Source organism: Streptomyces sp. NPDC058092 (assembly GCF_042884935.1).
In the GTDB taxonomy this organism is placed as follows: domain Bacteria; phylum Actinomycetota; class Actinomycetes; order Streptomycetales; family Streptomycetaceae; genus Streptomyces.
Map to the genome: position 1 here is coordinate 177,048 of NZ_JBHVSY010000005.1, position 21,000 is coordinate 198,047.

19 protein-coding genes are annotated in these 21,000 nt (G+C 67.2%); 8 read left to right on the forward strand and 11 right to left on the reverse strand.

Annotated elements, in window-relative coordinates:
• The first annotated feature begins 18 nt into the window (after positions 1-18).
• Positions 19-1,500 (forward strand): APC family permease, encoded by a 1,482-nt coding sequence (locus tag ACFVV1_RS10930; protein WP_389987772.1) that lies wholly within the window; start codon positions 19-21, stop codon positions 1,498-1,500.
• Positions 1,497-2,948, forward strand: a complete 1,452-nt coding sequence (locus ACFVV1_RS10935; RefSeq protein WP_389987775.1) for an amidase — start codon at positions 1,497-1,499, stop codon at positions 2,946-2,948. The genes ACFVV1_RS10930 and ACFVV1_RS10935 overlap by 4 nt, the downstream gene beginning before the upstream one ends.
• A gap of 249 nt (positions 2,949-3,197) precedes the next feature.
• Here the strand turns inward: ACFVV1_RS10935 and ACFVV1_RS10940 are convergent, their stop codons facing one another.
• The 6 genes from ACFVV1_RS10940 to ACFVV1_RS10965 all read right to left on the reverse strand — a co-directional run bounded on the left by ACFVV1_RS10940 (position 3,198) and on the right by ACFVV1_RS10965 (position 8,203).
• Positions 3,198-4,058, reverse strand: a complete 861-nt coding sequence (locus ACFVV1_RS10940) for a fumarylacetoacetate hydrolase family protein (RefSeq protein WP_389987778.1) — start codon at positions 4,056-4,058, stop codon at positions 3,198-3,200.
• 136 nt (positions 4,059-4,194) lie between these two features.
• Complete coding sequence (locus ACFVV1_RS10945) at positions 4,195-4,965, reverse strand: YidC/Oxa1 family membrane protein insertase (RefSeq protein ID WP_389987781.1); 771 nt, start codon at positions 4,963-4,965, stop codon at positions 4,195-4,197.
• Between the two features lie 200 nt (positions 4,966-5,165).
• A complete protein-coding gene (locus tag ACFVV1_RS10950) occupies positions 5,166-5,498 on the reverse strand; it encodes a DUF6412 domain-containing protein (protein WP_389987784.1) in 333 nt (110 codons plus the stop codon).
• A 140-nt stretch (positions 5,499-5,638) separates the two neighbouring features.
• Positions 5,639-7,195 carry a sodium:solute symporter gene (locus ACFVV1_RS10955; protein WP_389987787.1) on the reverse strand — a complete coding sequence of 519 codons (1,557 nt, stop codon included), beginning with the start codon at positions 7,193-7,195 and terminating at the stop codon, positions 5,639-5,641.
• Positions 7,192-7,350, reverse strand: a complete 159-nt coding sequence (locus ACFVV1_RS10960; RefSeq protein ID WP_323184045.1) for a DUF3311 domain-containing protein — start codon at positions 7,348-7,350, stop codon at positions 7,192-7,194. The genes ACFVV1_RS10955 and ACFVV1_RS10960 overlap by 4 nt, the downstream gene beginning before the upstream one ends.
• A gap of 55 nt (positions 7,351-7,405) precedes the next feature.
• On the reverse strand, positions 7,406-8,203 hold the full coding sequence (locus tag ACFVV1_RS10965; protein ID WP_389987790.1) for a class E sortase: 798 nt from the start codon (positions 8,201-8,203) through the stop codon (positions 7,406-7,408).
• A gap of 78 nt (positions 8,204-8,281) precedes the next feature.
• Here ACFVV1_RS10965 and ACFVV1_RS10970 point away from each other — a divergent pair, with 78 nt between their 5' ends.
• The 3 genes from ACFVV1_RS10970 (at position 8,282) to ACFVV1_RS10980 (ending at position 10,817) form a co-directional block, all read left to right on the forward strand.
• Entirely contained in the window at positions 8,282-9,283 is a 1,002-nt protein-coding gene (locus tag ACFVV1_RS10970) for an SEC-C metal-binding domain-containing protein (RefSeq protein WP_389987793.1), read from the forward strand.
• A gap of 346 nt (positions 9,284-9,629) precedes the next feature.
• Positions 9,630-10,136, forward strand: a complete 507-nt coding sequence (locus tag ACFVV1_RS10975) for a GNAT family N-acetyltransferase (RefSeq protein ID WP_389987795.1) — start codon at positions 9,630-9,632, stop codon at positions 10,134-10,136.
• A 312-nt stretch (positions 10,137-10,448) separates the two neighbouring features.
• Complete coding sequence (locus tag ACFVV1_RS10980) at positions 10,449-10,817, forward strand: S1 RNA-binding domain-containing protein (protein ID WP_389987798.1); 369 nt, start codon at positions 10,449-10,451, stop codon at positions 10,815-10,817.
• Between the two features lie 132 nt (positions 10,818-10,949).
• Here ACFVV1_RS10980 and ACFVV1_RS10985 read toward each other — a convergent pair whose 3' ends face one another.
• A complete protein-coding gene (locus ACFVV1_RS10985; protein ID WP_359107231.1) occupies positions 10,950-11,369 on the reverse strand; it encodes a RidA family protein in 420 nt (139 codons plus the stop codon).
• Between the two features lie 483 nt (positions 11,370-11,852).
• On the opposite strand from ACFVV1_RS10985, the gene ACFVV1_RS10990 reads away from it, so the two are divergent.
• Entirely contained in the window at positions 11,853-14,993 is a 3,141-nt protein-coding gene (locus tag ACFVV1_RS10990; protein ID WP_389987801.1) for a DUF3427 domain-containing protein, read from the forward strand.
• On the opposite strand, the gene ACFVV1_RS10995 is transcribed toward ACFVV1_RS10990, so the two are convergent.
• From ACFVV1_RS10995 to ACFVV1_RS11005, 3 genes are all read right to left on the reverse strand, one after another.
• On the reverse strand, positions 14,990-15,973 hold the full coding sequence (locus tag ACFVV1_RS10995) for a YDG/SRA domain-containing protein (RefSeq protein WP_389987804.1): 984 nt from the start codon (positions 15,971-15,973) through the stop codon (positions 14,990-14,992). The two genes, ACFVV1_RS10990 and ACFVV1_RS10995, sit on opposite strands and share 4 nt — an antisense overlap.
• A 512-nt stretch (positions 15,974-16,485) precedes the next feature.
• Positions 16,486-16,827, reverse strand: a complete 342-nt coding sequence (locus ACFVV1_RS11000; protein ID WP_389987807.1) for a hypothetical protein — start codon at positions 16,825-16,827, stop codon at positions 16,486-16,488.
• A gap of 1,124 nt (positions 16,828-17,951) precedes the next feature.
• The gene (locus ACFVV1_RS11005) at positions 17,952-18,587 is read right to left on the reverse strand and encodes an ATP-binding protein (protein WP_389987810.1); all 636 of its coding nucleotides are present in this window, start codon (positions 18,585-18,587) and stop codon (positions 17,952-17,954) included.
• 225 nt (positions 18,588-18,812) lie between these two features.
• Here ACFVV1_RS11005 and ACFVV1_RS11010 point away from each other — a divergent pair, with 225 nt between their 5' ends.
• Both ACFVV1_RS11010 and ACFVV1_RS11015 read left to right on the forward strand, forming a co-directional pair.
• On the forward strand, positions 18,813-19,658 hold the full coding sequence (locus ACFVV1_RS11010) for a helix-turn-helix domain-containing protein (protein ID WP_389987813.1): 846 nt from the start codon (positions 18,813-18,815) through the stop codon (positions 19,656-19,658).
• On the forward strand, positions 19,658-19,855 hold the full coding sequence (locus ACFVV1_RS11015) for a DUF397 domain-containing protein (RefSeq protein ID WP_389987816.1): 198 nt from the start codon (positions 19,658-19,660) through the stop codon (positions 19,853-19,855). Before ACFVV1_RS11010 ends, ACFVV1_RS11015 begins: the two co-directional genes overlap by 1 nt.
• A 205-nt stretch (positions 19,856-20,060) precedes the next feature.
• Here the strand turns inward: ACFVV1_RS11015 and ACFVV1_RS11020 are convergent, their stop codons facing one another.
• Positions 20,061-20,996 (reverse strand): phosphotransferase, encoded by a 936-nt coding sequence (locus tag ACFVV1_RS11020; RefSeq protein WP_389987819.1) that lies wholly within the window; start codon positions 20,994-20,996, stop codon positions 20,061-20,063.
• Positions 20,997-21,000 lie beyond the last annotated feature (4 nt).

Here is a 21,000-nt window from a genome sequence, read left to right on the forward strand (position 1 = left end):
GTCCTTCAGGAGCCGCTCATGGCTGTGCCAATCACGGACGACCGCCCCGTTCCCGACGTCCCCGCGGGGCGGCTCGCCAGCGGGAAGCTCCGCACCTTCGACATCGTCTTCTTCGTCGTCGGCGCCGCCGCGCCGTTGACCGTGGTTGCCGGCAGCGCACCCCTGGCGTTTCGACTGGGCGGCATCGGCGCGCCCGCGGCCTACCTGTTCGCCGGCGTCGTCTACATCGTGTTCGCGGTCGGATTCACCGCCATGTCCGAGCGCATGGCGAACGCCGGAGCGTTCTATGCCTACATCTCCCGCGGCCTGGCCAAGCCCGTCGGCGTCGGCGGAGCGCTGGTTGCGCTGCTGTCGTACTGCGCGATCTGCACCGGGTTCTACGGGGCGTTCGGCTACTTCGCGCGAAACACCCTGGCCGACCTCACCGGTGTGACAGTTCCCTGGCCGCTGTGGGCGCTGGCCGCGGTGGCCGTCGTCGGGTGCCTCGGCTACCGCCAGATCGACGTGGGCGCCCGGGTGCTCGGGGTGTTCATGGCGGCCGAGGTCCTCATCCTGGTCGTCGTGGCCGTGGCCGTGCTGGTGACCGGAGGCCCGGAGGGCATGTCGGTCCGCTCCTTCCAGCCCGGCCAGGTGTTCGGCGCCGGCGCCGGCGGGATGTTCGTGCTCGTCCTCGGCGCGTTCATCGGCTTCGAGAGCACCGCGATCTACTCGGAGGAGACGCGGGAGCCGAAGCGGACGATCCCTCGCGCGACCTACCTGGCCGTCGCCTTCCTGGCCCTGTTCTACACGTTCGCCACCTGGGCCGCGACCGTCGGTTTCGGAGCCGACGGCCTTATGAAGCTGGCGCAGTCCGACGACTTCGGGAACATGTACTTCAACCTCGCCGACAAGTTCGTCGGACACGCGGCGAAGTCCGTGATGGAAGTCCTCATCGTCACGAGCATCTTCGCGGCGCTCATCGCGTTCCACAACGCCAGCACCCGCTATCTGTTCGCCCTGGGCCGGGAGCGGCTCCTGCCACGTCGGCTCGCCCGCACCCATACGAAGCACAGCTCGCCGCACGTGGCCAGCGTCGTCATGACCGCGGTCTCGGTGGTCGTCGTGGTGTTCGCGACGTTCGTCCACGCCGACCCCTACATGCAGCTGCTGTTGTGGACGAACGGCGTCGGGATCACCGGGATCGTCGCCCTCCAGGTGCTGTGCGCGCTCGCGGTCATCCGGTTCTTCTGGAAGGACAACTGCGGGCACCACTTCGCACGGGTCAAGGCCGCTCCGGCGCTCGCCGCCGTCGGCCTCACCGTCGGCCTGTACCTGATGCTCACCAATTTCGAGCTGCTCACCGGCCGCACCGGCTGGATCAACGGTGCGCTGCTCAGCCCGGTGGTGTTGCTCGGCCTCGGCGGGGCCGGGTACGCGCTCCGCCTCCGGGCCCGTCGGCCCGACCTCTACGCCGTGCTCGCCGGCACGGATGCGACACAGAACACGAAGGAAAGTTCATGACAGATCTGCACTACCTCAGCGCGCACGAGCTGCTGGAGGCCTACCGGACCAGGGCGCTGTCGCCCGTCGAGGTCCTCGACGCGGTCGAGGCCCGGGCGGACGCCGTCGAGCCGGCCGTCAACGCCCTGAGCGACCGGCTCCAGGAGCGGGCCCGCGCCGCCGCGGTCGAGGCCGAGGCCCGCTACGCCGGCCGGGGCGGCGGCGAGCCGCGTCCGCTGGAGGGGATTCCCGTCGCGGTCAAGGAGGAGCAGCCCATCGCCGGGCTTCCGCTCCGCCTCGGATCCCTGCTCACGGACGACACTCCCTCGCCGGTCACCCACCCGGTGGTGGAGCGCGTCCTCGCGGCCGGCGGCGTGGTCCACGCCCGGGCGACGACACCGGAGTACTCGTGTGCGGCGTTCACCCAGTCCGAGCTGTGGGGAGTCACGCGGAACCCGTGGAACCTCGGCTACGGACCGGGCGGTTCGTCCGGCGGCTCCGGCGCCGCGCTCGCGGCGGGCACCACGATCCTGGCCACCGGATCCGACATCGGAGGCTCCATCCGGCTGCCCGCCTCGCTGTGCGGAGTGGTGGGGTTCAAGCCCCCTTACGCCCGGGTCCCGGGTGTGCCTCCGTTCAACCTGGACACCTACTGCCACGACGGACCGATGGCCCGCACCGTCGCCGACACCGCGCTGCTGCAGAACCTGATCGCCGGCGCGCACCCGGTGGATCCCGTGTCACTCCCGGCGACCCGGCCGGTGGTTCCGGACGCGACGAAGGCCCGCGGCTTGAAGGTCGCCTTCGCGGCCACCATCGGCGACTTCCCCATCGACCCCGACGTCGCCGCGAACACACGCACCCTGGCCGACTCCCTGCGGGACGCAGGGATCAAGGTCGAGGAAGTCGCCATACCCATCACCCACGAGACCGTGTTCACCGCGGCCCTGATCCACTACGGCGCCATCTTCGGGCCGATGATCACCGAGCTCGGCGACGACGACCGGCTGAGCCGCTACGCCCGCCGCTTCGCCGACCGGGCGGGACAAGCCCTCGCCGCCCACGGCTTCTTCAAGGGCCTGTGCCTGGAGGCCGATGTCCAACAGGCTCTGGCCGACGTGTTCGCGGACTACGACGCCATCATCTGCCCCACCCTCGGCAGCACCGGCTTCCTCGCCGGCGACGACCACGTCGACCACGGCGTCACCGTCGACGGAACCTACCTCGACTTCTACCTCGGCGCCGCCCTCACGCCGGTCTTCAACGTCGCAAGCCGCCACCCCGTCCTGAACATCCCCACCGGCCGCGCCACCAACGGCGTCCCCACCGGCGCGCAGATCGTCGGCCGCGCCTACGACGACGCCACCGCCTTCCACATCGGCGCCGCCGCGGAAGAGATCCACCGCTGGTGGGCCGATCCCGCCTGGCGTCCGGATCTGGCCGAGGGGTCCATCAGGAATCAGGTGTGACTGGGCTGTTTGGCCAGAAGCCGTATTCATACCGATTATGGAGCTTGGGGATCGAACAGGGTTCTGGATCGGATGATCTCGGTGCGGCCGGTGCATGAAGGCAGGGCCTCTTGGCGATTCGGAGGGTGTCCACTCCCACCGAGCGCGAGAAGGCCCTGCTGCCGCAGTTGCAGACGGTTGAGACCGGCATTCAACTCGCCTGTTTTGTCATGCGATTGACCCGCGCGCCCCAGGCGCACCGTCTTCCTGCTACGCGTCCTTCAGTTCCTGCCGCTGCCGCCCCAGCCCCACGACCTCCAGCTCCACGACGTCCCCCGCCCTCAGGTACGGCTTGGGCTCGGGCCGCCCCAGGGCGACCCCGGCCGGCGTCCCGGTGTTGATCACATCGCCCGGGTACAGCGTCATGAAGTGGCTGAGGTACCGGACCACCTCGCCCACCGGGAAGATCTGGTCGGCCGTCGTGCCGTCCTGCTTCAGCTCACCGTTGACCCAGAGCTTCAGCGGCAGCGCCTGCGGATCGGCGATCTCGTCCGCCGTCACCAGCCACGGCCCCAGCGGGTTGAACGTCTCGCAGTTCTTCCCCTTGTCCCAGGTGCCGCCGCGCTCGATCTGGAACTCGCGCTCGGAGACGTCGTGCGCCGTCGCGTAGCCGGCGACATGTGCGAGCCCCTCCTCGGCGGACTCCAGGTACCGGGCGGTGCGCCCGATGACGACCGCGAGCTCGACCTCCCAGTCGGTCTTGACGCTGCCGCGCGGCACCAGCACCGTGTCGTCGGGCCCGATGACGGTGTCCGGCGCCTTGAAGAACAGGATCGGCTCGGTGGGGATCTCCGCACCGGTCTCGGCGGCATGGTCGTGGTAGTTCAGCCCGATGCACACGATCTTGCCGATCCGGGCGAGCGGCGGACCGACCCGCAACCCGTCGGCGTCGAGCTCGGGCAGCCCGCCGGGCGCGGCCGCGGCGGCCCGTACCCGGGCGAGCGCGGACCCGTCGGCGAGCAGCGCGCCATCGATGTCGGTGACGATCCCCGACAGGTCACGCAGGGTTCCGTCCTCGTCCAGCAGCGCCGGTCGTTCCGCGCCGGCCGTACCCACACGAAGCAGCTTCAACGGTCTTTCTCCCCTTGGTCGAGATCGGGCCCGTCGGATGGGTGGCGGCCATCGCAGGCTCGTCCGATCGTCCAAGACATCCGATCACTCCGCAAGACCCTGTTCACACACTGGACCGGCGCTCTCGCCGCCCCGATTACGCCGCGGCGGCCATGGCGGTGCCTGCGGCCGGCATGTCGCGGTAGAGGACGGCCCGCTCGATCGCGGTCCAGGTCGTGCTCGTGACGACGTACAGCGCGGCGGCGAGCGGTACGACGGACACGGTGAAGAGGGTGGCGAAGGACATCAGGGGCATCAGCTTCGTCATCGCGCCCATGCCCGGGACCGGCTGCCCGTCGGGGCCGGTCGTCGGGGTGACGGGGTTGGCGGCCATCTGCCGCTTCGTGCGCCGGAAGTTGAAGGTGACCACGACGGCGACGATCGCGAACAGGCCGAGGTAGACCATGCCCTGCGCCCCGAACAGCCCGCCGTGCGCGAGCGCGTCGTGCCAGCGCTCGCCGAGCGGGGCGTCGAAGAGCTGGTGGCCGAGGAGCGCGTTGGGGTCGCCGCCGATCTTCTGGCTGGAGAAGAGGTGGTAGAGGAGGAAGAAGGCGGGCATCTGCAGCAGGCTGGGCAGGCAGCCGGACAGCGGTGAGACCTTCTCCTCCTTGTGCAGTTCCATGAGCGCCTTCTGCATGCGCTCGGGGTTCTTGCCGTGCTTCTTGCGCAGCTCGGCGATCTGCGGCTGGAGCCGGGTGCGGGCCTTCTGCCCGCGCGCCGCGGCCCGCGACAGGGGGTGCACGGCGAGCCGCACGAGCGCCGTGAACAGGACGATGGCGGCGGCGGTCGACGCGGTCTGGAAGAGCGGGTGCAGTACATCGGCCAGCGCGCCGACCAGGCCGGCGAATGCGGACATGAAGACGGACATGGGTGAGCCCTCCGGGGGTCTCGTCGTGCCGGGAAGTGAGGACGAACTCGGCATGACGAACCGCGAGGGGGTGCCTACGGGCAGGGGTGCCTACGGGTACTGCGGTGAGCCCGGGTACTGCGGTGAGCCGGGTACTCCTCTGAACCCCGGTACTGCATGCACTCCGGTACTGCCGTGCACTCCGGTACTGCTGTGAACCCCTACGCGGCCGTCGGAAGGGCGCGGCCGGGGGCTCGGGGGCGTCTGCGGCCCTTGGCGTCCGGGTCTCGCTGTGACAGGAACGCGGTGCGTTTCTCCCGGTCGCGCATGGCCGTACGGACCCGCGTGCGGGGTACGGGGACGGCGCAGCGGGCGCTGATGACCGAGGCGGCGACGAGCGCCGAGCCGGCGGCCGCGGTGGCGGCGAGCGCGACGGCGGCGGAGAGGCTGCCGCCTTCGGCGAGGAGGACTTCGGTCACGAGGAAGAACAGCAGTCCGGCGGGGCGGAGCAACCGGGCGAGGCCATCGCGCAGACGCGTCGTGTCACCGCTCATCGGCCCCTCCCTCTCCCATGCGTTCGCGCGTTCGGCTCTTCAGCCGTTATACACGATGGGTCCGACACCGCCATCAGCCCTGAGGGGCGTTCGGTCTCCGGCGGACGCGGCAGTCGCGCGGCGGCGACTGACGGCAACGGTCAGCGTCCTGCCCCTGCGGGAGCGCCGCTGAGCTCCATGCCCTCCTCGTCCACCCCGGCGTCCTCCTCCAGAGGCCCGATCTCGTCCCGCGCGAGCACCTCGCTGTCCGGCCGTTCGTCGCGCTCGCGCGGCCCGGCGTACGTCACGGCGAGCGCGACGACGAGGTTGGCGCCGAGCGCCACGATGCCCGCGTTCACGCCCCACACCGGATCGTTCTCCGTAAACACGAACCCGCACACCACGCCCACGCCGACGACCAGCCCGCTCATCGCCCCGAGCAGCGTCAGCCGCCGCCACATCAGCCCCAGCAGCACCATGGGGAGCAGCTGCGCCATCCCCTCGTACGAGATGAGGGAGAGCCGTACGAGGGTGTTCGGCGCGGTGTACGTGAGCACCAGCGCGATCACGCCCGCGGCCACCACGACGGTCTGCGCGGCGCCCTTCTGCCGCCGCTCCCACCGCGGTACGAGCGACAGCACACTGCGCCCCCACATCGTGCCGATGACCAGCATGAAGACGGCCATCGGCACGATCGACGAGAGCGCCGCCGCGACGCCGATGACGCCGACCGCCCAGGCGGGCAGCGAGTCCACGACGAGCTTGAAGAGCGCCAGGTTGGACTCGGCGCCGACGAGCCCGGGCACGACGAAGAGCGCCGCCATGCCGAGCACCATCGGCACGAAGAGCAGCACGTTGTAGGCGGGCAGCCACATCGCGTTGCGGCGCAGTACGTCGGCGTTCCTCGCGCCGAGGTAGCCGGCGACGGTGGTCGGGAAGATCACCACGGTGAGGGAGTTGAGGAACGAGGTGGTGATGAACCACGCCTGCCCGAGCCCGCTGTCCCCGTGCCCGGGGAAGGTCAGCCAGTCGCTCTTCTCGGTGACGAGCCGGTCGAGGAAGGGCCCGTACCCGTCGAAGTAGTGCAGCGGTACGTAGAAGGCGAGGAACCCGAGTGTGGCGATGACGAGGACGTCCTTGAGGACGGACACCCACGCGCTGCCGCGCAGCCCGCTCACCACGACGAAGCCGGTGGTGACGGCGAACGCTATGAAGTAGGCCCAGTCCAGGCTGATGGCACCGTAGGAGATCGTCGAGACGACCACACCCATGCCGGTGATCTGGAGCTGGATGTACGGCAGCAGGAAGACGGTCGCGAGGACGGCGACCAGCGCACCGAGCCAGGGCCGCCCGAAACGGTGCGCCACCATGTCGGTGATCCCGACGAGCCCGTGCTTGCGTGCGTACGCCCAGAGCATCGGCCCGACGACGTAACCGAGGGCGTACCCGCAGGACATGTACGCCACCACGTACAGCACCGGCGCCCCGTAGTTGTAGCCCCATCCCGCGGCGCCCAGGTAGCTGAAGCTGGTGTAGCCCTCGCCGGCCATCAGCACCCAGATGAACACGGTCCCGAGGCTCCGCCCGCCCACGGACCACTCCGCGAGCCCGCCGCCCTCGCCGCTCCCTCGCCGCCGCCCGCGCATCGCGAGCAGCCCGAGGGCGACGGTGGCGACCATGAAGACCCCGAAGACGGAGGTCGCGACTGCGGCGTTCACCGGCGGTCCCCCCGCCGGGTCAGCCATACGGCGACGGGTGTCAGCAGGGTCGCCCCGAGCAGCCACACGAAGAGGAACGGCAGTCCGAGAACAACGGGATGGACCCGGTTCACGAACGGCAGCACCCCCAGATACAGCACGTAGGGGACCAGCAACCACAACAACTGCGGACGTCGTCTGAGCACGTCGGAGAACCTTAGTGCGACACGGCTACCGTGCCCGGACATCCGTCAGCCGCCCCCATACGACAAGCCGGTACCGGGAGGTGAATTCGGGCGTGCACGTAGTGAGCGTCACATAGGAACCGGGGGTTCCGTACCCCGCGTACGGCTTCACATTGCTGCGCGGGACGGCTGCGATGACACCGCTGTCGCGGGCGCTGGTCTGCCCGAGCGTCCGGTCGACGGTGTACGTGTAGACGGCGTCCCTGGTCTCGACGTCGATCCGGTCGCCGCGCCGCAGCCGGTTGATGTACCGGAAGGGCTCGCCGTGCGTGTTGCGGTGCCCGGCGAGCGCGAAGTTGCCCGGCCGGCCGGGCTGCGCGGTGCGCGGGTAGTGCCCGACGTACCCCTTGTCGAGGACGCCGCGCTTGCTGATGCCCTGGGCGACGGGGGCGGTGAGCCCGAGCCGTGGGATACGGATGACGGCGTACGCCTGATCCCAGCGCGGCGCGGGGGACGGCGCGGTGCGGCCCGCGGCCTGGCCACGGCCGCCGGAGGCCCGGCTGCCCGCCGTACGCCCGTTCCCGGTCCGGTCTCCGCCTCCGCTTTCCCCGTCCTTGAGTCCTTGTGGCTCGCTCCACTCCCTCTCAAGGGCCTGAACCCGGTGCTCGGCGTCGGCGCGGGCCTGCCGGTTGGTCCACCACAGCTGATGAACAACGAGCAGCAACAGGACGACCCCGAGGGTCACCACCGCCTCCGCGCCCGTCCAGAGCCCGCGCGCGGCGATCCGCCGCCCCCGCGAGTTCCGCTGCACCACGACCGGTATCCGCTCCCGCACGGCCCGCACGATAGGGCCATGTCCCGTAACTCTCCAGGGCCGGAACAAGCCTCCGTCCAGTTGCCGTACAGCAGTACGGTGTGGTTCATGCGCCCCGACACGCCTGCTGATCACACCACCGAAGCCGAGCGCCTGCTGCGCACCGCGGCGCAGTACCCCGAGGACCGTGAGCCGCTGCTCCTCCAGGCCGCGGCCCATCTGGAGCTCGCCGGTGACCGCGCCCGCGCCACCACCCTCTACGACGAGCTGCTCGGCTCCCCCGACCTCGACCACCCGCACCTGGTCAAGGCCCTGAACGCGGCCAACCTGTGGGAGTACGGCCACGAGGCCGAGGCCCGCGCGATCCTCGACGGCATCCGGGCCGCGGGTCCGCTCGACCCGGCACCCTGGGAGATCGCGGCCGAGACCTTCGAATCGCACGACGAGCTGGAAGCGGCGCACGACTGCTTCACGACCGCGCTGACGCTCCTCCTGACGCCGGGCGAGGAGGTCCCGTACGCCGTGCAGTCGCTGCTGATCGGCCGCCACCGTGTGCGCAGACTGATGGGCGCCGGCCACGATGTCTGGGACGAGCTGGCCGACGCCGTCCACACGGCCGCCGTCCCGCTGGACGAGCTGCACGACCCGAAACGCCTGTGGGCGCTGGGCTCCTCGGACCCGGGCGAGCTCCGGGCCGAGATCACCCGCCTCCGCGCCGAACTGGGCACGTACCGCACCGCGCTGTCCCGCCCGTTCCCGGTGGCGGTGCTGCACTGGCCGGCCGCCGAGTTCGACGAACTCCTCACCGCGTACCCGAACCTGCGCAGCGAGTACTCCTCCCGCCCCGACCACCTGGCCCGCCTGGAGGCCGCCCTCCGGGACCTCCACCAGGCCGGCACCCCGAACCTCGGCATCGTGACCGGCACGGTCCCGTCGTACGAGGCCTTCGCCGCCTCGGAGGCCACGTCCCCCGCCGACCCGGACCTCCTCCCCCAGTACGCCACCACCCTCGCCGCCCGCGGCCGCGCCGTCCCCTGGCCCCCGGCCCGGACCGCCGCCTGCTGGTGCGGCTCGGGACGGACGTACCAGGAGTGCCACGGCGCGGCGTGACCGCCGGTACGGAGACGTCCCCGGTCCGGCCGGGGCCGTCTCCGTACCGCAGGACGTGACCGCACAGCCACGACGAAGGGGCAGGAGCGGGACGGTCACCGGGCGGCCGGTGGGGTGGGGGGTGATTGCGAACGTGACACATCGGCCCCTGAGTGTCACGTTGTCGCGACCGCGGTATCCCCACGCCCGGCCCCCAGAGGCGGCGCACCGCCGTACCCGCCCTCCACTCACACCGGGCCGACTCCGAACACACACGTGCGTGCCCCGGCCCTCACCGCACCACACCGCACACCGCACCGCTCCTCACCGTCCTCCGCCCCACCCCCGGAGTCCATAAGGTTCTGCCATGCCCGAACTCCAACGCCTCCGCGCCGACCACGCCCCGGCCCTGCTCGCGTTCGAGCAGGAGAACCGCGCCTTCTTCGCCGCCTCGGTACCGGACCGTGGCGACGACTACTTCGCCCATTTCGCCGCCCGCCACGCCGCCCTGCTCGCCGAACAGGCCGCGGGAACCTGCCACTTCCACGTACTGGTGGACACCGGTCCCAACGGCGACGGCGCGATCCTGGGCCGGTTCAACCTGTTCGACGTGGCGGACGGCTCCGCCGAACTCGGCTTCCGCATGGCCGAAAGGGCCACCCACCGCGGCCTGGCCACGGCCGCCGTCCGCCGACTCTGCACCCTGGCGGCCACGGAGTACGGCCTGACCACCCTGCGCGCGGCAGCCGCCCTCGACAACACGGCCTCCCGCACGGTCCTGACCCGCGCAGGCTTCGTCCCCACAGGCCAAGAACTCCTGCTGGGCGACCGCCCGGGGCTCGGCTACGTACGGAGCACGGCGGGCGAGGCCTGAGAGAGCGCCGAGATCCGAGGGACGCGGTCCGCCAGAGGCGCGCCGGGCGACGGCTCGGGTGCCCGGAGCACCGATCCCCGCCGCGCCGCCCCACACCGACCGCGGCCCCTCCCCCGTCGCCTCCTTCATCCAGCATGCCTACCGTCTGACCCCCTGACCGCGGCAAACCGCCCCGGGCAACACACCTTCCGCCCTCCGAGCCGCCCCGGCAGACTCTGACGCTGTTGGCGAATTCAGATGTGGGGCCCGGCGCGAGCTGAAGCTCGCACCGGGCCCTCCTGTCCGGGCCGGTACTCGTGCGAGGATGCGTGAATGGTGACGGAGGCCGAGTGGGAGCGGGTTCAAGGTGATCTGCGCTTCGGTCAGGTCTTCACGGGCACAGTCGTCCGGGTGCCCAAGCCCGGGGTGATCGGTGTCTTCGTGGACATCGGCCTCAGTGTCGAAGGGTTCGTCGACGTCACGCTTCTGCCTCGCAGGCGAAGCGAAAACTGGCCTGTCGAGGGGACTGTGACCGACTTCGAGGTCTGGTGGGTGCACACAGGTCACCAGCAGATACGGCTGAAGCCGTGTGATCCGCAGTACCTGTGCGAGGACTTCGCCGATTACGTTGCCCGATACAGGCCCACTTGGCCATCCGAAATCGGCGAAGCCGTAAGGGGCCCGAAGCCATCAACTCCGTAGGAACTGCTCAGGCTTCGCTCCGCTGAAGAGCCGCAAAGTGTGAGACACGCGTGCGGGCAGCTCAAGAAACGCATGGCCCGCAAGCTGCGGACCGAGCCCGGCAAGGCGGTTGCCCGTTACCGACCCCCGCTCCTAGCTTTCGGGTCCCTCGGCCGGACGGACCGCAACCGCGTCGATCTCGAAGAGCATCCCGGGCAGCGCGAGCGAAGCGACCCCGCTGAGCGTCTGGGCGGGCAGCCGGTCGGCCCAGGCGCCGTGCAGCGCCTTGCCGAGGATCTCCAGCTTCTCCAGGTCATGGTCGACGATGTACGTGCCGAGCCGTACGACATGTTCGAAGCCAAGACCGACACCGGCGAGCGCGATGCGCAGGTTGCCGAAGGACCGCTCGACCTGTGCGGCGAAGTCACCGGGCACGACCTGCCCGGTGTCGTCGGAGGCGTACTGCCCACCGATGAACACCAGCTCGCCGGGTGCGGAAGCGGCGTGGCTGTAACCGAACGGGGTGGGGTCGTGCAGCCCGGCAGCGTTGGTGATGGTGCGGTTGTCGCTCATGTGCGGTGGTTCCTTCAAGTGTGGTGTTTCCACCAGGTGAAGCTCCCCCAGCGGAGTGGACACTCGATCCCTACGCTGCGAGGGCGATGTCGTGACTCTACTTGAGGCGCTTCGTGCGGGTTTCGGCAGCCGAGCGTGGGGTGCGGCCGTCGACGGTTGCAGTGCACTGCCAGGAAGCGGAAGACGTCGGACCGGGCCGCTTCCCGATTGGGCAGAGGATGGCGCCGATCCCAGATTTGAGGGCGGCGAAGAAGCACACCCTTCCAGGCCGGAGCGGGGGCAGCCGGGCGAGGACGCTTCGGTGGCATCGGGAACGACCGCCTCGGCTGCATCCTCGACGCCGATGGAAGTTACCTTGAGTTGATCACGACGCCCTTCTGAAGACCCTCCCCCCCAACACGGGCAGGCGTATGCGAGAGCGGCTCTGTCAGCCCCGCTTGATAGAACTGCATGCATAGCTGACGAGATGAGGGGGACTCGGCGATGCCCAACGACTTTGCAGGCGAAGCAGCTCCGGTTGCCGGGCTCTACGAGACACTGATCACCCATCGTCTCGAAGAGCGTATGAAGCAACTCGACTCCACGGGCTGGCGCTCCATCGATGAAATGGTCGGCCCTGAATCTGCACCTCACGTGCTGTCACGCCACATCGGGAGCGTCGTACGGCGGGTCCTCGAGGGCCTCTCACCTGCAGAGCAGGTGGTCGCCGCCAACCACATCCTGGATTCACTCAACACCATCGAAGGTGCGACCGAGTGGGTCGATCTCGTCATCGAGGGCCCTCGACAGTTGCTGGCAGTCGCGGAGCAAGAAGCTCCTGGCGTCTACGCAATTCGCCCAGCCACACCCCTCTCCGAGACAGCATTGATAACCAACTCGCCCGACGACCCGAGCCTGGGCTTTGAGCTGCGCGCCGAGTTGGCCACGGCGGACCGTGTTGATCTCCTCTGTGCCTTTGTGAAGTGGCACGGACTCCGAGTCCTTGAGCAGTCGCTCTCCTCCGCACGCGATCGCGGCGTACCCATCCGCGTGTTGACAACGACCTACATCGGAGCCACGGAGCGTCGCGCGCTGGATCGCCTCGTCCGCGAGTTCGGTGCCGAGGTGAAGGTCAATTACGAACTCCGCTCAACACGCCTTCACGCCAAGGCCTGGCTCTTCCGTCGCGAGAGCGGCTTCGACACGGCGTACGTCGGCAGCTCGAACCTGTCCAAGGCCGCGCTTCTTGACGGGCTCGAATGGAACGTTCGGCTGTCGTCGGTCGCCACACCATCCGTCCTCCGCAAGTTCGAGGCAACGTTCGACGCGTATTGGAGTGAGCGCTCCTTCGAGCCATACGACCCCGACATCGACGCGCAACGACTGGACGATGCGCTGTCTCACGCTGGCGGATCCAGCAAAAACGGCAGCACCACCATCACGCTCTCCGGACTTGAAGTCCGCCCCTATCCACACCAGCGCGACATGCTGGAACGTCTCGAAGTGGAGCGCACCGTCCACGATCGGCACCGCAACCTCCTCGTCGCCGCGACTGGCACAGGTAAGACCGTGATGGCAGCTCTGGACTTCAAGCGCCTGCGGCGGACGCTGGGCCATGACCCGCGGCTGCTCTTCGTCGCCCATCGCAAGGAGATCCTGGAACAGTCTCTGCGCGTCTACCAGAACGTGCTGACTGACGCGAACTTCGGCGAGCTCTGCGTCGGTGGGGATATCCCTGACAACTGGACGCATGTGTTCGCCAGCGTCCAGTCGCTCAACTCCCGTGCACTGGACCGCTTTACTCCCGACCACTTTGACGTCATCGTGATCGACGAGTTCCATCACGGCACGTCCCCCACGTACCGCCGGATTCTGGATCACTTCGAGCCAAAGGAACTGCTGGGACTCACTGCTACCCCAGAACGCATGGATGGACTGAACATCCAGGACGAGTTCTTTGAGGGCCGGATCGCTGCAGAAATGCGTCTCTGGGAAGCCCTGGAGAACGACCTGCTCAGTCCATTCCACTACTTCGGCGTCACCGACAACACCGACATGAGCGCCATCTCCTGGAAGCGGGGGTCGTACGACGCCACGGCCCTCAGTAATCTCTTCACTGGCAATGACGCTCGGGCCAGGCTCGTCGTGCAAGCCGTGAAGGACAAGATTGCCGACCCGGGCTCGATGCGCGCTTTGGGCTTCTGCGTCTCAGTCGCGCACGCCATCTTCATGGCCGACTTCTTCCGTCGAGCCGGCCTCAACGCGGTCGCCCTGTCCGGCGAGACCTCACGCCATGAGCGCAAGGATGCCCTGGATCAGCTCAAGGCAGGCGCGCTCCAGATCATCTTCTCTGTCGACCTGTTCAACGAGGGTCTCGACATCCCTGACGTCGACACCCTGCTCCTCCTGCGCCCTACCTCCAGCGCCACAGTTTTCCTCCAGCAGCTGGGACGAGGCCTGCGTCGGACCGAGGACAAAGCCGTCCTCACTGTCCTGGACTTCATCGGTCAGCACCGCAAGGAGTTCCGCTTCGAGGAGCAGTTCCGCGCACTGACCAACCTCACTCGCAATCGCCTACTGGCCAACATCGAGCATGACTTCCCACAGTTGCCTTCTGGCTGTCAGATCATCCTTGAGTCGAAGGCCAAGGACCTGATCATTGACAACATCCGCAGCCAGATCAGCGTCAACGTCACCCAGCTTGCACGCGAGGTCGCCGACTACGCCGAACCTCGGCTCGCCCTTTACCTCAAGGAGAGCGGTCGCGAGCTCAAGGAGCTCTACCGGGGCAACGGGAACTCATGGACGGGGCTACTCCGCCGGGCCAAGCTCCTCCCCGAGACCGGGCCGGAGGGAGAAGCTTCGCTGCTAAAGCGCGTATCGGCGTTCCTTCACGTCGATGACCCGCTCCGAGTCGCCGCGTACAGAAAGCTCCTCGCTGACGACGCCCCTACGTACGACGATCTCAGCGAGCAGGAACAGGCATTCGCCCGCATGTTCTTCTTCTCACTGTGGCCATTGGGCGGCGACTTCAACAGCTACCAGGAGGGCTTCGACACCCTTCGCCCTCAGCACGCCTTCCGCGACGAGGTCCGCCAGGTCCTCGCTCACGTACTGGGCCAGGCCGACCACGTACCCGTCCCGCTGCTCGGTGGGCATGCAAACCTGCCGCTGACCGTCCACGCCTCGTACAGCCGCGAAGAGATCCTCCCCGCCCTGGGGCAGTCCTACGTGGGCGGCTTCATGCCGGGACACTTCCGCGAAGGTGTGAAGTGGTGCGAAAACATCCAGACTGACGCACTACTCATCACCCTCGAAAAGGACGAGAAGGACTTCTCGCCAGAGACTCGCTACAAGGACTACGCCCTGAACGAGTCCCTGTTCCACTGGGAATCCCAGAACCAGACTGCGGAGACATCCCCCACCGGCATCCGGTACCAGACCCACAAGGAGAAGGGCAGCCACGTCCTACTCTTCGTCCGCCGCTACAAGAAGACGGACATCGGCGGGCCGCAGCCTTGGATGCTTCTTGGCCCCGCCGAGTACGTCGAACACAAGGGCAGTAAGCCCATGGGCATCTTGTGGAAGCTCCGCCATGAGATTCCGGCTGATGTATGGACCTACTCAACAATTGCTGCGGGTTAGTGATTCGGATCGCTTATACGCCAGAAGCGACGATGTGCTCGCAGGAATCGTTCCCCCACACGGTGTCGCTCTACGGTCCGCAATGGAACAGGTAGCGAGGTCAAACCTTCCGCGTAGCGATCCACAACGTGGAGATTGTCGGTCAGATAGAGAGCGCCACGATCAAGCCGCACATGGCAGTTGGGGCACAGACACAAGACATTTCCTTCGACATCGGGGCCCCCAGCTGAACCCCCGAGCGCTTGTATGTGTGCTCCTTCGGCATAGCTCTTGCCCTCTGGTCCGACTGTCAGCGCGAGACCACAGACCTGGCACGTGTATTCGTGCCACTCTTTGACTCGACGAACAACCGCAGTGTCGCGGACGATGCGTTCAACCGTAGATGCACGCCGCCGTGTGGCCAACTCGGGACCATCAGCACCGCCTTCACCGACCGCGGCTTGCTCTTGACGATCGAGACTTTCACGGACCTGTTGCTCAACGGGTGTGAGCTCTTGCGTCTCAACAGGGAGTCGGCGCAGCTTAAACCGACAGATGCGAAAGCCGGCCTTGCCTACTTCAGTCCACTCATTAACGATCTGATAGAGGCCGTCATACCGATAGCCGCTGACGGGCGAATAATCTCGCTCTCCCTCACTGCCACGGATAACGCGCACCGGGTTGCCCGATATTCGACTTCTCCTCAGACCTTCGTTTCCCCGATTCTCCCAGGTCTGATCCTCTATCTGCCGACCAGTGTTGCGGTCCCGACCGCCAGCACCTGTATAGGTGACCTCGTCCCAATTGTCGAGATCGTCTTCATATCCCTTGTTCAGCACGATCGCATCCGCGGCTCGCTCGCCATCGCCATCAAGACCCCAAGAGATACCGGCCTCACGCTCTTTATGGAGCTTGGCATCCTTGACAGCTAGCCTTGATTCAAAATGGACGCCCGGAAGATACTCGTCCACATGCCCGAAGAAGGCTCTGTACGCAACCATGCGAACATACTTCCGACTATCGGATCATTTTCGATTACCCGTGTCGCTTTACAAGAATAAGTGACTTGTTTTCCATCATACTTGGCCTAAAAGTGACCACAGATCGTTAAGTAGTGGCTCGTATCGCATCGCTGGCCGACTATTGAACGCACTGCGCGGTGGCCACAGGCTGCCTCTTGGGCCTGATCTCGCAGGTGGTCGCGGGGCGTCGACCGGGTGTGTTCGTCCGGCCGTGTCCCAACTGGTCACCACCGGCCGCCGCCGCTACCTCCGCCTCGCGGCGCACTGGCCCTGGACCGACGCGATCACCGCAGCAGTCGAACGGCCCCAAGCCCTGCCTAACCCTGGCTGGCCAGCGTCTTCTAGTCCCTACGAACAGAACTACTCCACCGGAGCAGTAGAACCCGGCGCCCACCCGACGCGACAGCCGGGCCGCCAGCATTCCCACCATCAGCCCGCAACAGCGAAACGGCCCGCCGGAAGAACCGACGGACCGTCATGCAAGATCGAGGCTAGCGCTTCGGATCCTCGTCGACGTGATGCACCACGTATCCATAATTGCGGGTCGTATCAAAGCGACCTCCGGCAAGCCATCCCCAGAAACGCCGGGCGATATCGGAATTGCAATAGTGCCTTTTTTGCGCAAAGATCCAGTGACCAACGAGCCATGAAAGGATGCCAATGGAGAGGAATGCCCCAGGATATCCATATGCGGCAACGCTGTTGTAATCTTCTATGAAAAACAAGCTGACCCCGCCAAGAAAGAGGAAGAACCAGCCGATGCCCCGCAAGATTATTGACCCAATAAGCCATACCGCGATGGCTATGCCGATCAGAACAAGCACAATGATCACCGGAAGGTCTACTCATCCGCGGAAGGTCTTCAGATAATGCAACTTCTCTAACTTGTAAGCCAGTTACCCGACGGTACAGGTGGGGTGCGGGAGAGCCCCTTGCCGACGGCGTGGCGTCACCAGAGGCTGAGCGGTCTGCCCTCCGCAACGGCGGCTTGAATGCGGGCCGCGGTCTCCCGCTCGGACTCACGGTTCGCCCGGCCAGCGCGTATCGCGGCACCGATCGCGCGGGAGCGGCCAGCGGGGCCGCGGAGGCCGGCCTGTCGATGACACTGCGGCCAGCCGAGGCCGAGTGCATCCGCCTGCGGGATCTACTCTGGGCCGTAGCCATCCCACGCATCGAGTACAAGCCTTGATCCATCGGTGAGCACCAACAGGTGGGCAGCACGCAGGGCGCTGGGTGTCCAGGTTCGTGCAGCCCGCAAAGATGCAGGGGCTGCAGCGGTCGGGCAATCGCGTTCTGGCCCATTAACTCATCGGACCAGAACGTGCTGCAGCTCCTGTCAACTCGCTTCAAAATGCGCCTGAGCGCTCTCCAAAGCGTCGTCCGGGTCGTACCCATGGGCGCGGAGCCAGTGGAGTAGGTCAGCGATGAGGCCGATCGCCATGTCCTTGCCCACGGCCAGACTCAGTCGCCCCTGCCGCGAGTTCGCCGGGATAGCAGCCAACCCGCAGAGACCCAACAGCGCTGCCGCTTTCGCAACTTGGGTCGTTTGATGACCTGGGGCCGGTGGCCAGCTCGCACCAGGTGACCTTGGAGTCACCGCGCAGGATGACGCCCCAGCGATCTGCAACATTGTCCACAAGAGCCATACCTCGCCCCGCCTCACGTTTCTCGTCCTCGGCGGCCCCGCGCCCGAACTCGACGCGCCCCGAGTTGCCGTCCAGAGAAGCACCTGGACCGAGTTCGTGCGGAGCCTGCGACAGCCCACGCCCCGGGGACACACTGGGCGCTCGTGATCAGACTCGGCGCCCTCTGCGCTGGGCAATGTTTCGCTGTTCATGCCACGCGTCCCTGTTGTTGTCGGAGACGACGGTCTGCTCGACCGCGCTCCGCTGATCGGCCCGCCGGAGGATCCGTCGATCGGGTTCTTGCACGAGGCACTGCAGTCGTGACCGCACGATCATCCGGCCAGGCCGAGCTCGGCCTCGAAGTGCGTCTGGGCCCGGTCCAGCGCCTCGTCGGGGTCGCGGCCGTGCGCGCGCAACCAGTGGAGGAGATCGGCGATCAGTTCGATCGCCGCCTCCTCCTGGAACGCGACGCCCGCTCGGCCTGCACCAAGGTTCTCCGCCGCCGCACCACCCGCGTAGAGCGTCAGGCACGCTTCGCTCCTGGCGATCCTCGGGTCATCGACATGGCCGCCGGACGAAGTCAGGGGCGTGGCCAGATCGCACCAGACGAGCTTGGACTCCGCGCCGAGAATCACGCCCCACCGTTCTGACACGGCGTCCAGCATCGCCAGCCCACGCCCCGACTCGTCGTCGGGGCCGGCGGACAGAAGTGTGGGAAGGGCCCGGGTGTCCGGGTCGCGGAGTGCGACCCGTAGATGCGTGCCGTTCATCGCGACCACAAGCGTGCTTGGCGTCCCCGCACCAACGTGTCTGATCACATTCGCCACCAGTTCGCTCACGCAGGTCTCGGCGGCATCTGCCACGTCCGAGAGGCCCCATAGTCGCAGGTGCAGCCGCATGATGCGTCTCAGTGCGGCAACCTCCTCGGGCTCCGCCAGAAAGGGCAACTCCCAGGGCTTCCGCGTCATGCAGCCGTCGTTTCCATTCACCACGAGCACACGCCTTTCGCATGGCGATGCCTCCGCATCTTCACCTTCTGTGAAGCACAGTGACTCTCGGTTGTCTCCGGTCAGAGAATGCCAACATCTTGTCCCGACATGCAATGTGCACGGCGAGATTCCCTCCTTAGGGTGATTGTCGATCGCCGTCGCTTCCGATGGGATGTAACTCCCGTTACTCGAAGAGGTGTTGAAGTGGCCGGTTCGCCCACTGCCCGCCGCCGACGTCTGGCGATCGAGCTGAAGAAGCTGCGCGAAGAGAGTGGCCTGACCTGCAACCAGGTCGGAAAGGAACTCGACTGGAGCGGCTCCAAGATCAATCGCTTGGAGACCGGCCAAGGGCGTGTACAGCCTTCGGATGTGGACGCGCTCTGCCGCTTCTACGACACGTCCGCCGAGCTGCGGGACCTGTTGCGGTCCTTCGCGAAGGAGTCCAAGACCAAGGGCTGGTGGCACGCGCACGGTAACGCCATTCCCTCGTGGTTCTCGGTCTACGTAGGCCTCGAACAGGCCGCCTCCGGCCTACGCAGCTATCAGGGAGAGTTCATCCCCGGACTACTCCAGACACCGGAGTACGCGGCGGAGCTGAGCCGTGCGTCCGCCGACCGGTCCCACGAAGAGATCCAGCAGCTGGTCGAAGTGCGCATGCGCAGGCAGCGACTGCTCACGGCCGAGGCTCCACCGGATTTCTGGACCGTGATCCACGAGAGCACTCTCAGGCACATCGTCGGTAGCCGATCGGTCATGGCCGAACAGCTTGAACGCATCGTGGATCTCGCAGGTCTGCGGAACGTGACCGTGCAGGTCCTGCCGTACGATTCCGGCGCCTACCCGGCGACAGGCCCATTCACCATCCTGGGCTTCCCCGAGCAGGAGGACCCGGACGTCGTCTACCGCGAAGGGCTGACCGACTCGGTCTACCTCGAAAGCGCCGAGGATGTCAGCCTGTACACGAAGGCGTTCGACCATCTCAGGGCGCTGGCCCTCGGCCCCGAGCGTTCGAGCTCATTGATCCACGAAATCCTCAAGGAGCACTACTGATGACCCAACCTCCCACTTCCCCGCAGTGGCGGAAGAGCAGTTACAGCAATGGCACGGGCGGCGAATGCATCGAGATCGCCGACTTGCACGCCACCGTAGGCATACGCGACTCGAAGCGGCCGAACGGTCGCCACATCGCCGTACAGCGAGACGCATGGGCCGGGTTCATCGAGTCGGTTCGTCTGCAACAGCTCTGATCCGATCGGTGAGAGCGAAGGCCGCCACCACCGCGGCGGGTCACGCCATCCGGAGCGAGCTGTGCCGGTGTTGCGGCGAGGGAGCGTCCACGGGTGTCCGCGACTTCGGGTGCGAGCTCGCCGGAGGCCGCGTTCACCAGCCGACGGATGGGCGTTGTCTGCCTGCGGAACCGTTGCCGGACCCGCTCACCCTGCCCCGCTCCCGTCAGCCAAGCACCCGAGCAACGCCCTCCACCGACTCCACGAACCGGATCATCTCCAGGTAGTACGTGGCCTTGCTCGGGTCCGGGAAGCGCACGTGGTGCCGGTAGTAGCGGTGAAAGGCGATGATGAGCGCCGCGTGGATGATCTCCCCGGGGAGCGCGGCCACGTCCTCCTCCGACAGGGGGGCGATCTGCTCGTAGCCGGAGACCAGGGCCTTCACGCGCTCCGGTGACAGTGCGCCGTGTTCCTGGGCCAAGCCCACCGCCGCCATGCCGAGATCGAGCAGCGGGTCGTCGAGGGAGATGGTCTCCCAGTCGAGGACGGTGAGGCTGCCGTCAATCCGCACGATGATGTTGTCGTCGAAGAGGTCCCCGTGCGTGACAGTGCGCGGGCGGCTGCTCGCTGCTTCGGCCCGGTGGATGCGGCTGAGCTGATCGGTGAGCCAGGCGGCGAATTTCCTGTCGGGGAGGTCCGGGATGAGGGCCTCGTGGTCGGACGAGAGGCGGCGGGTCCCGACGGGGATGTCGGTGAGGCCAGCTGACTGGGCAGGGAGCGCGTGCAGTTGGGCAAGGATGCGTCCCGCTTCGGGCAGAAGGGTGACCGGCAAAGGCTGCACCACCCTTCCGTCGGCCCACGCCTTGAGAATCACCGGGCGGTCGTCGAAGTGCGTGATCAGTGAGCCGTCGGGGGCCTGCACGACCGCACTTGTTGGGACACCCAGGAGGAACAGGGCCTGGGTGTGAGCCGCCAGGCTCTCGGCGCTCGCCGTGTCGTGGTTGTCGAGGATGGTAAGGACGAATTCACCAGTGGCGCTGGAGAGGCGGAAACTGGAGTTGGCCGCGCCGCCCGCCAGCGGCGCGAGCCGCGATTCCTTGAGCCCATAGCGGTCTGCCACGGCCGGCAGGTCGATCTGTTCCAGCGTGGTGTATTTCGCCACCTGT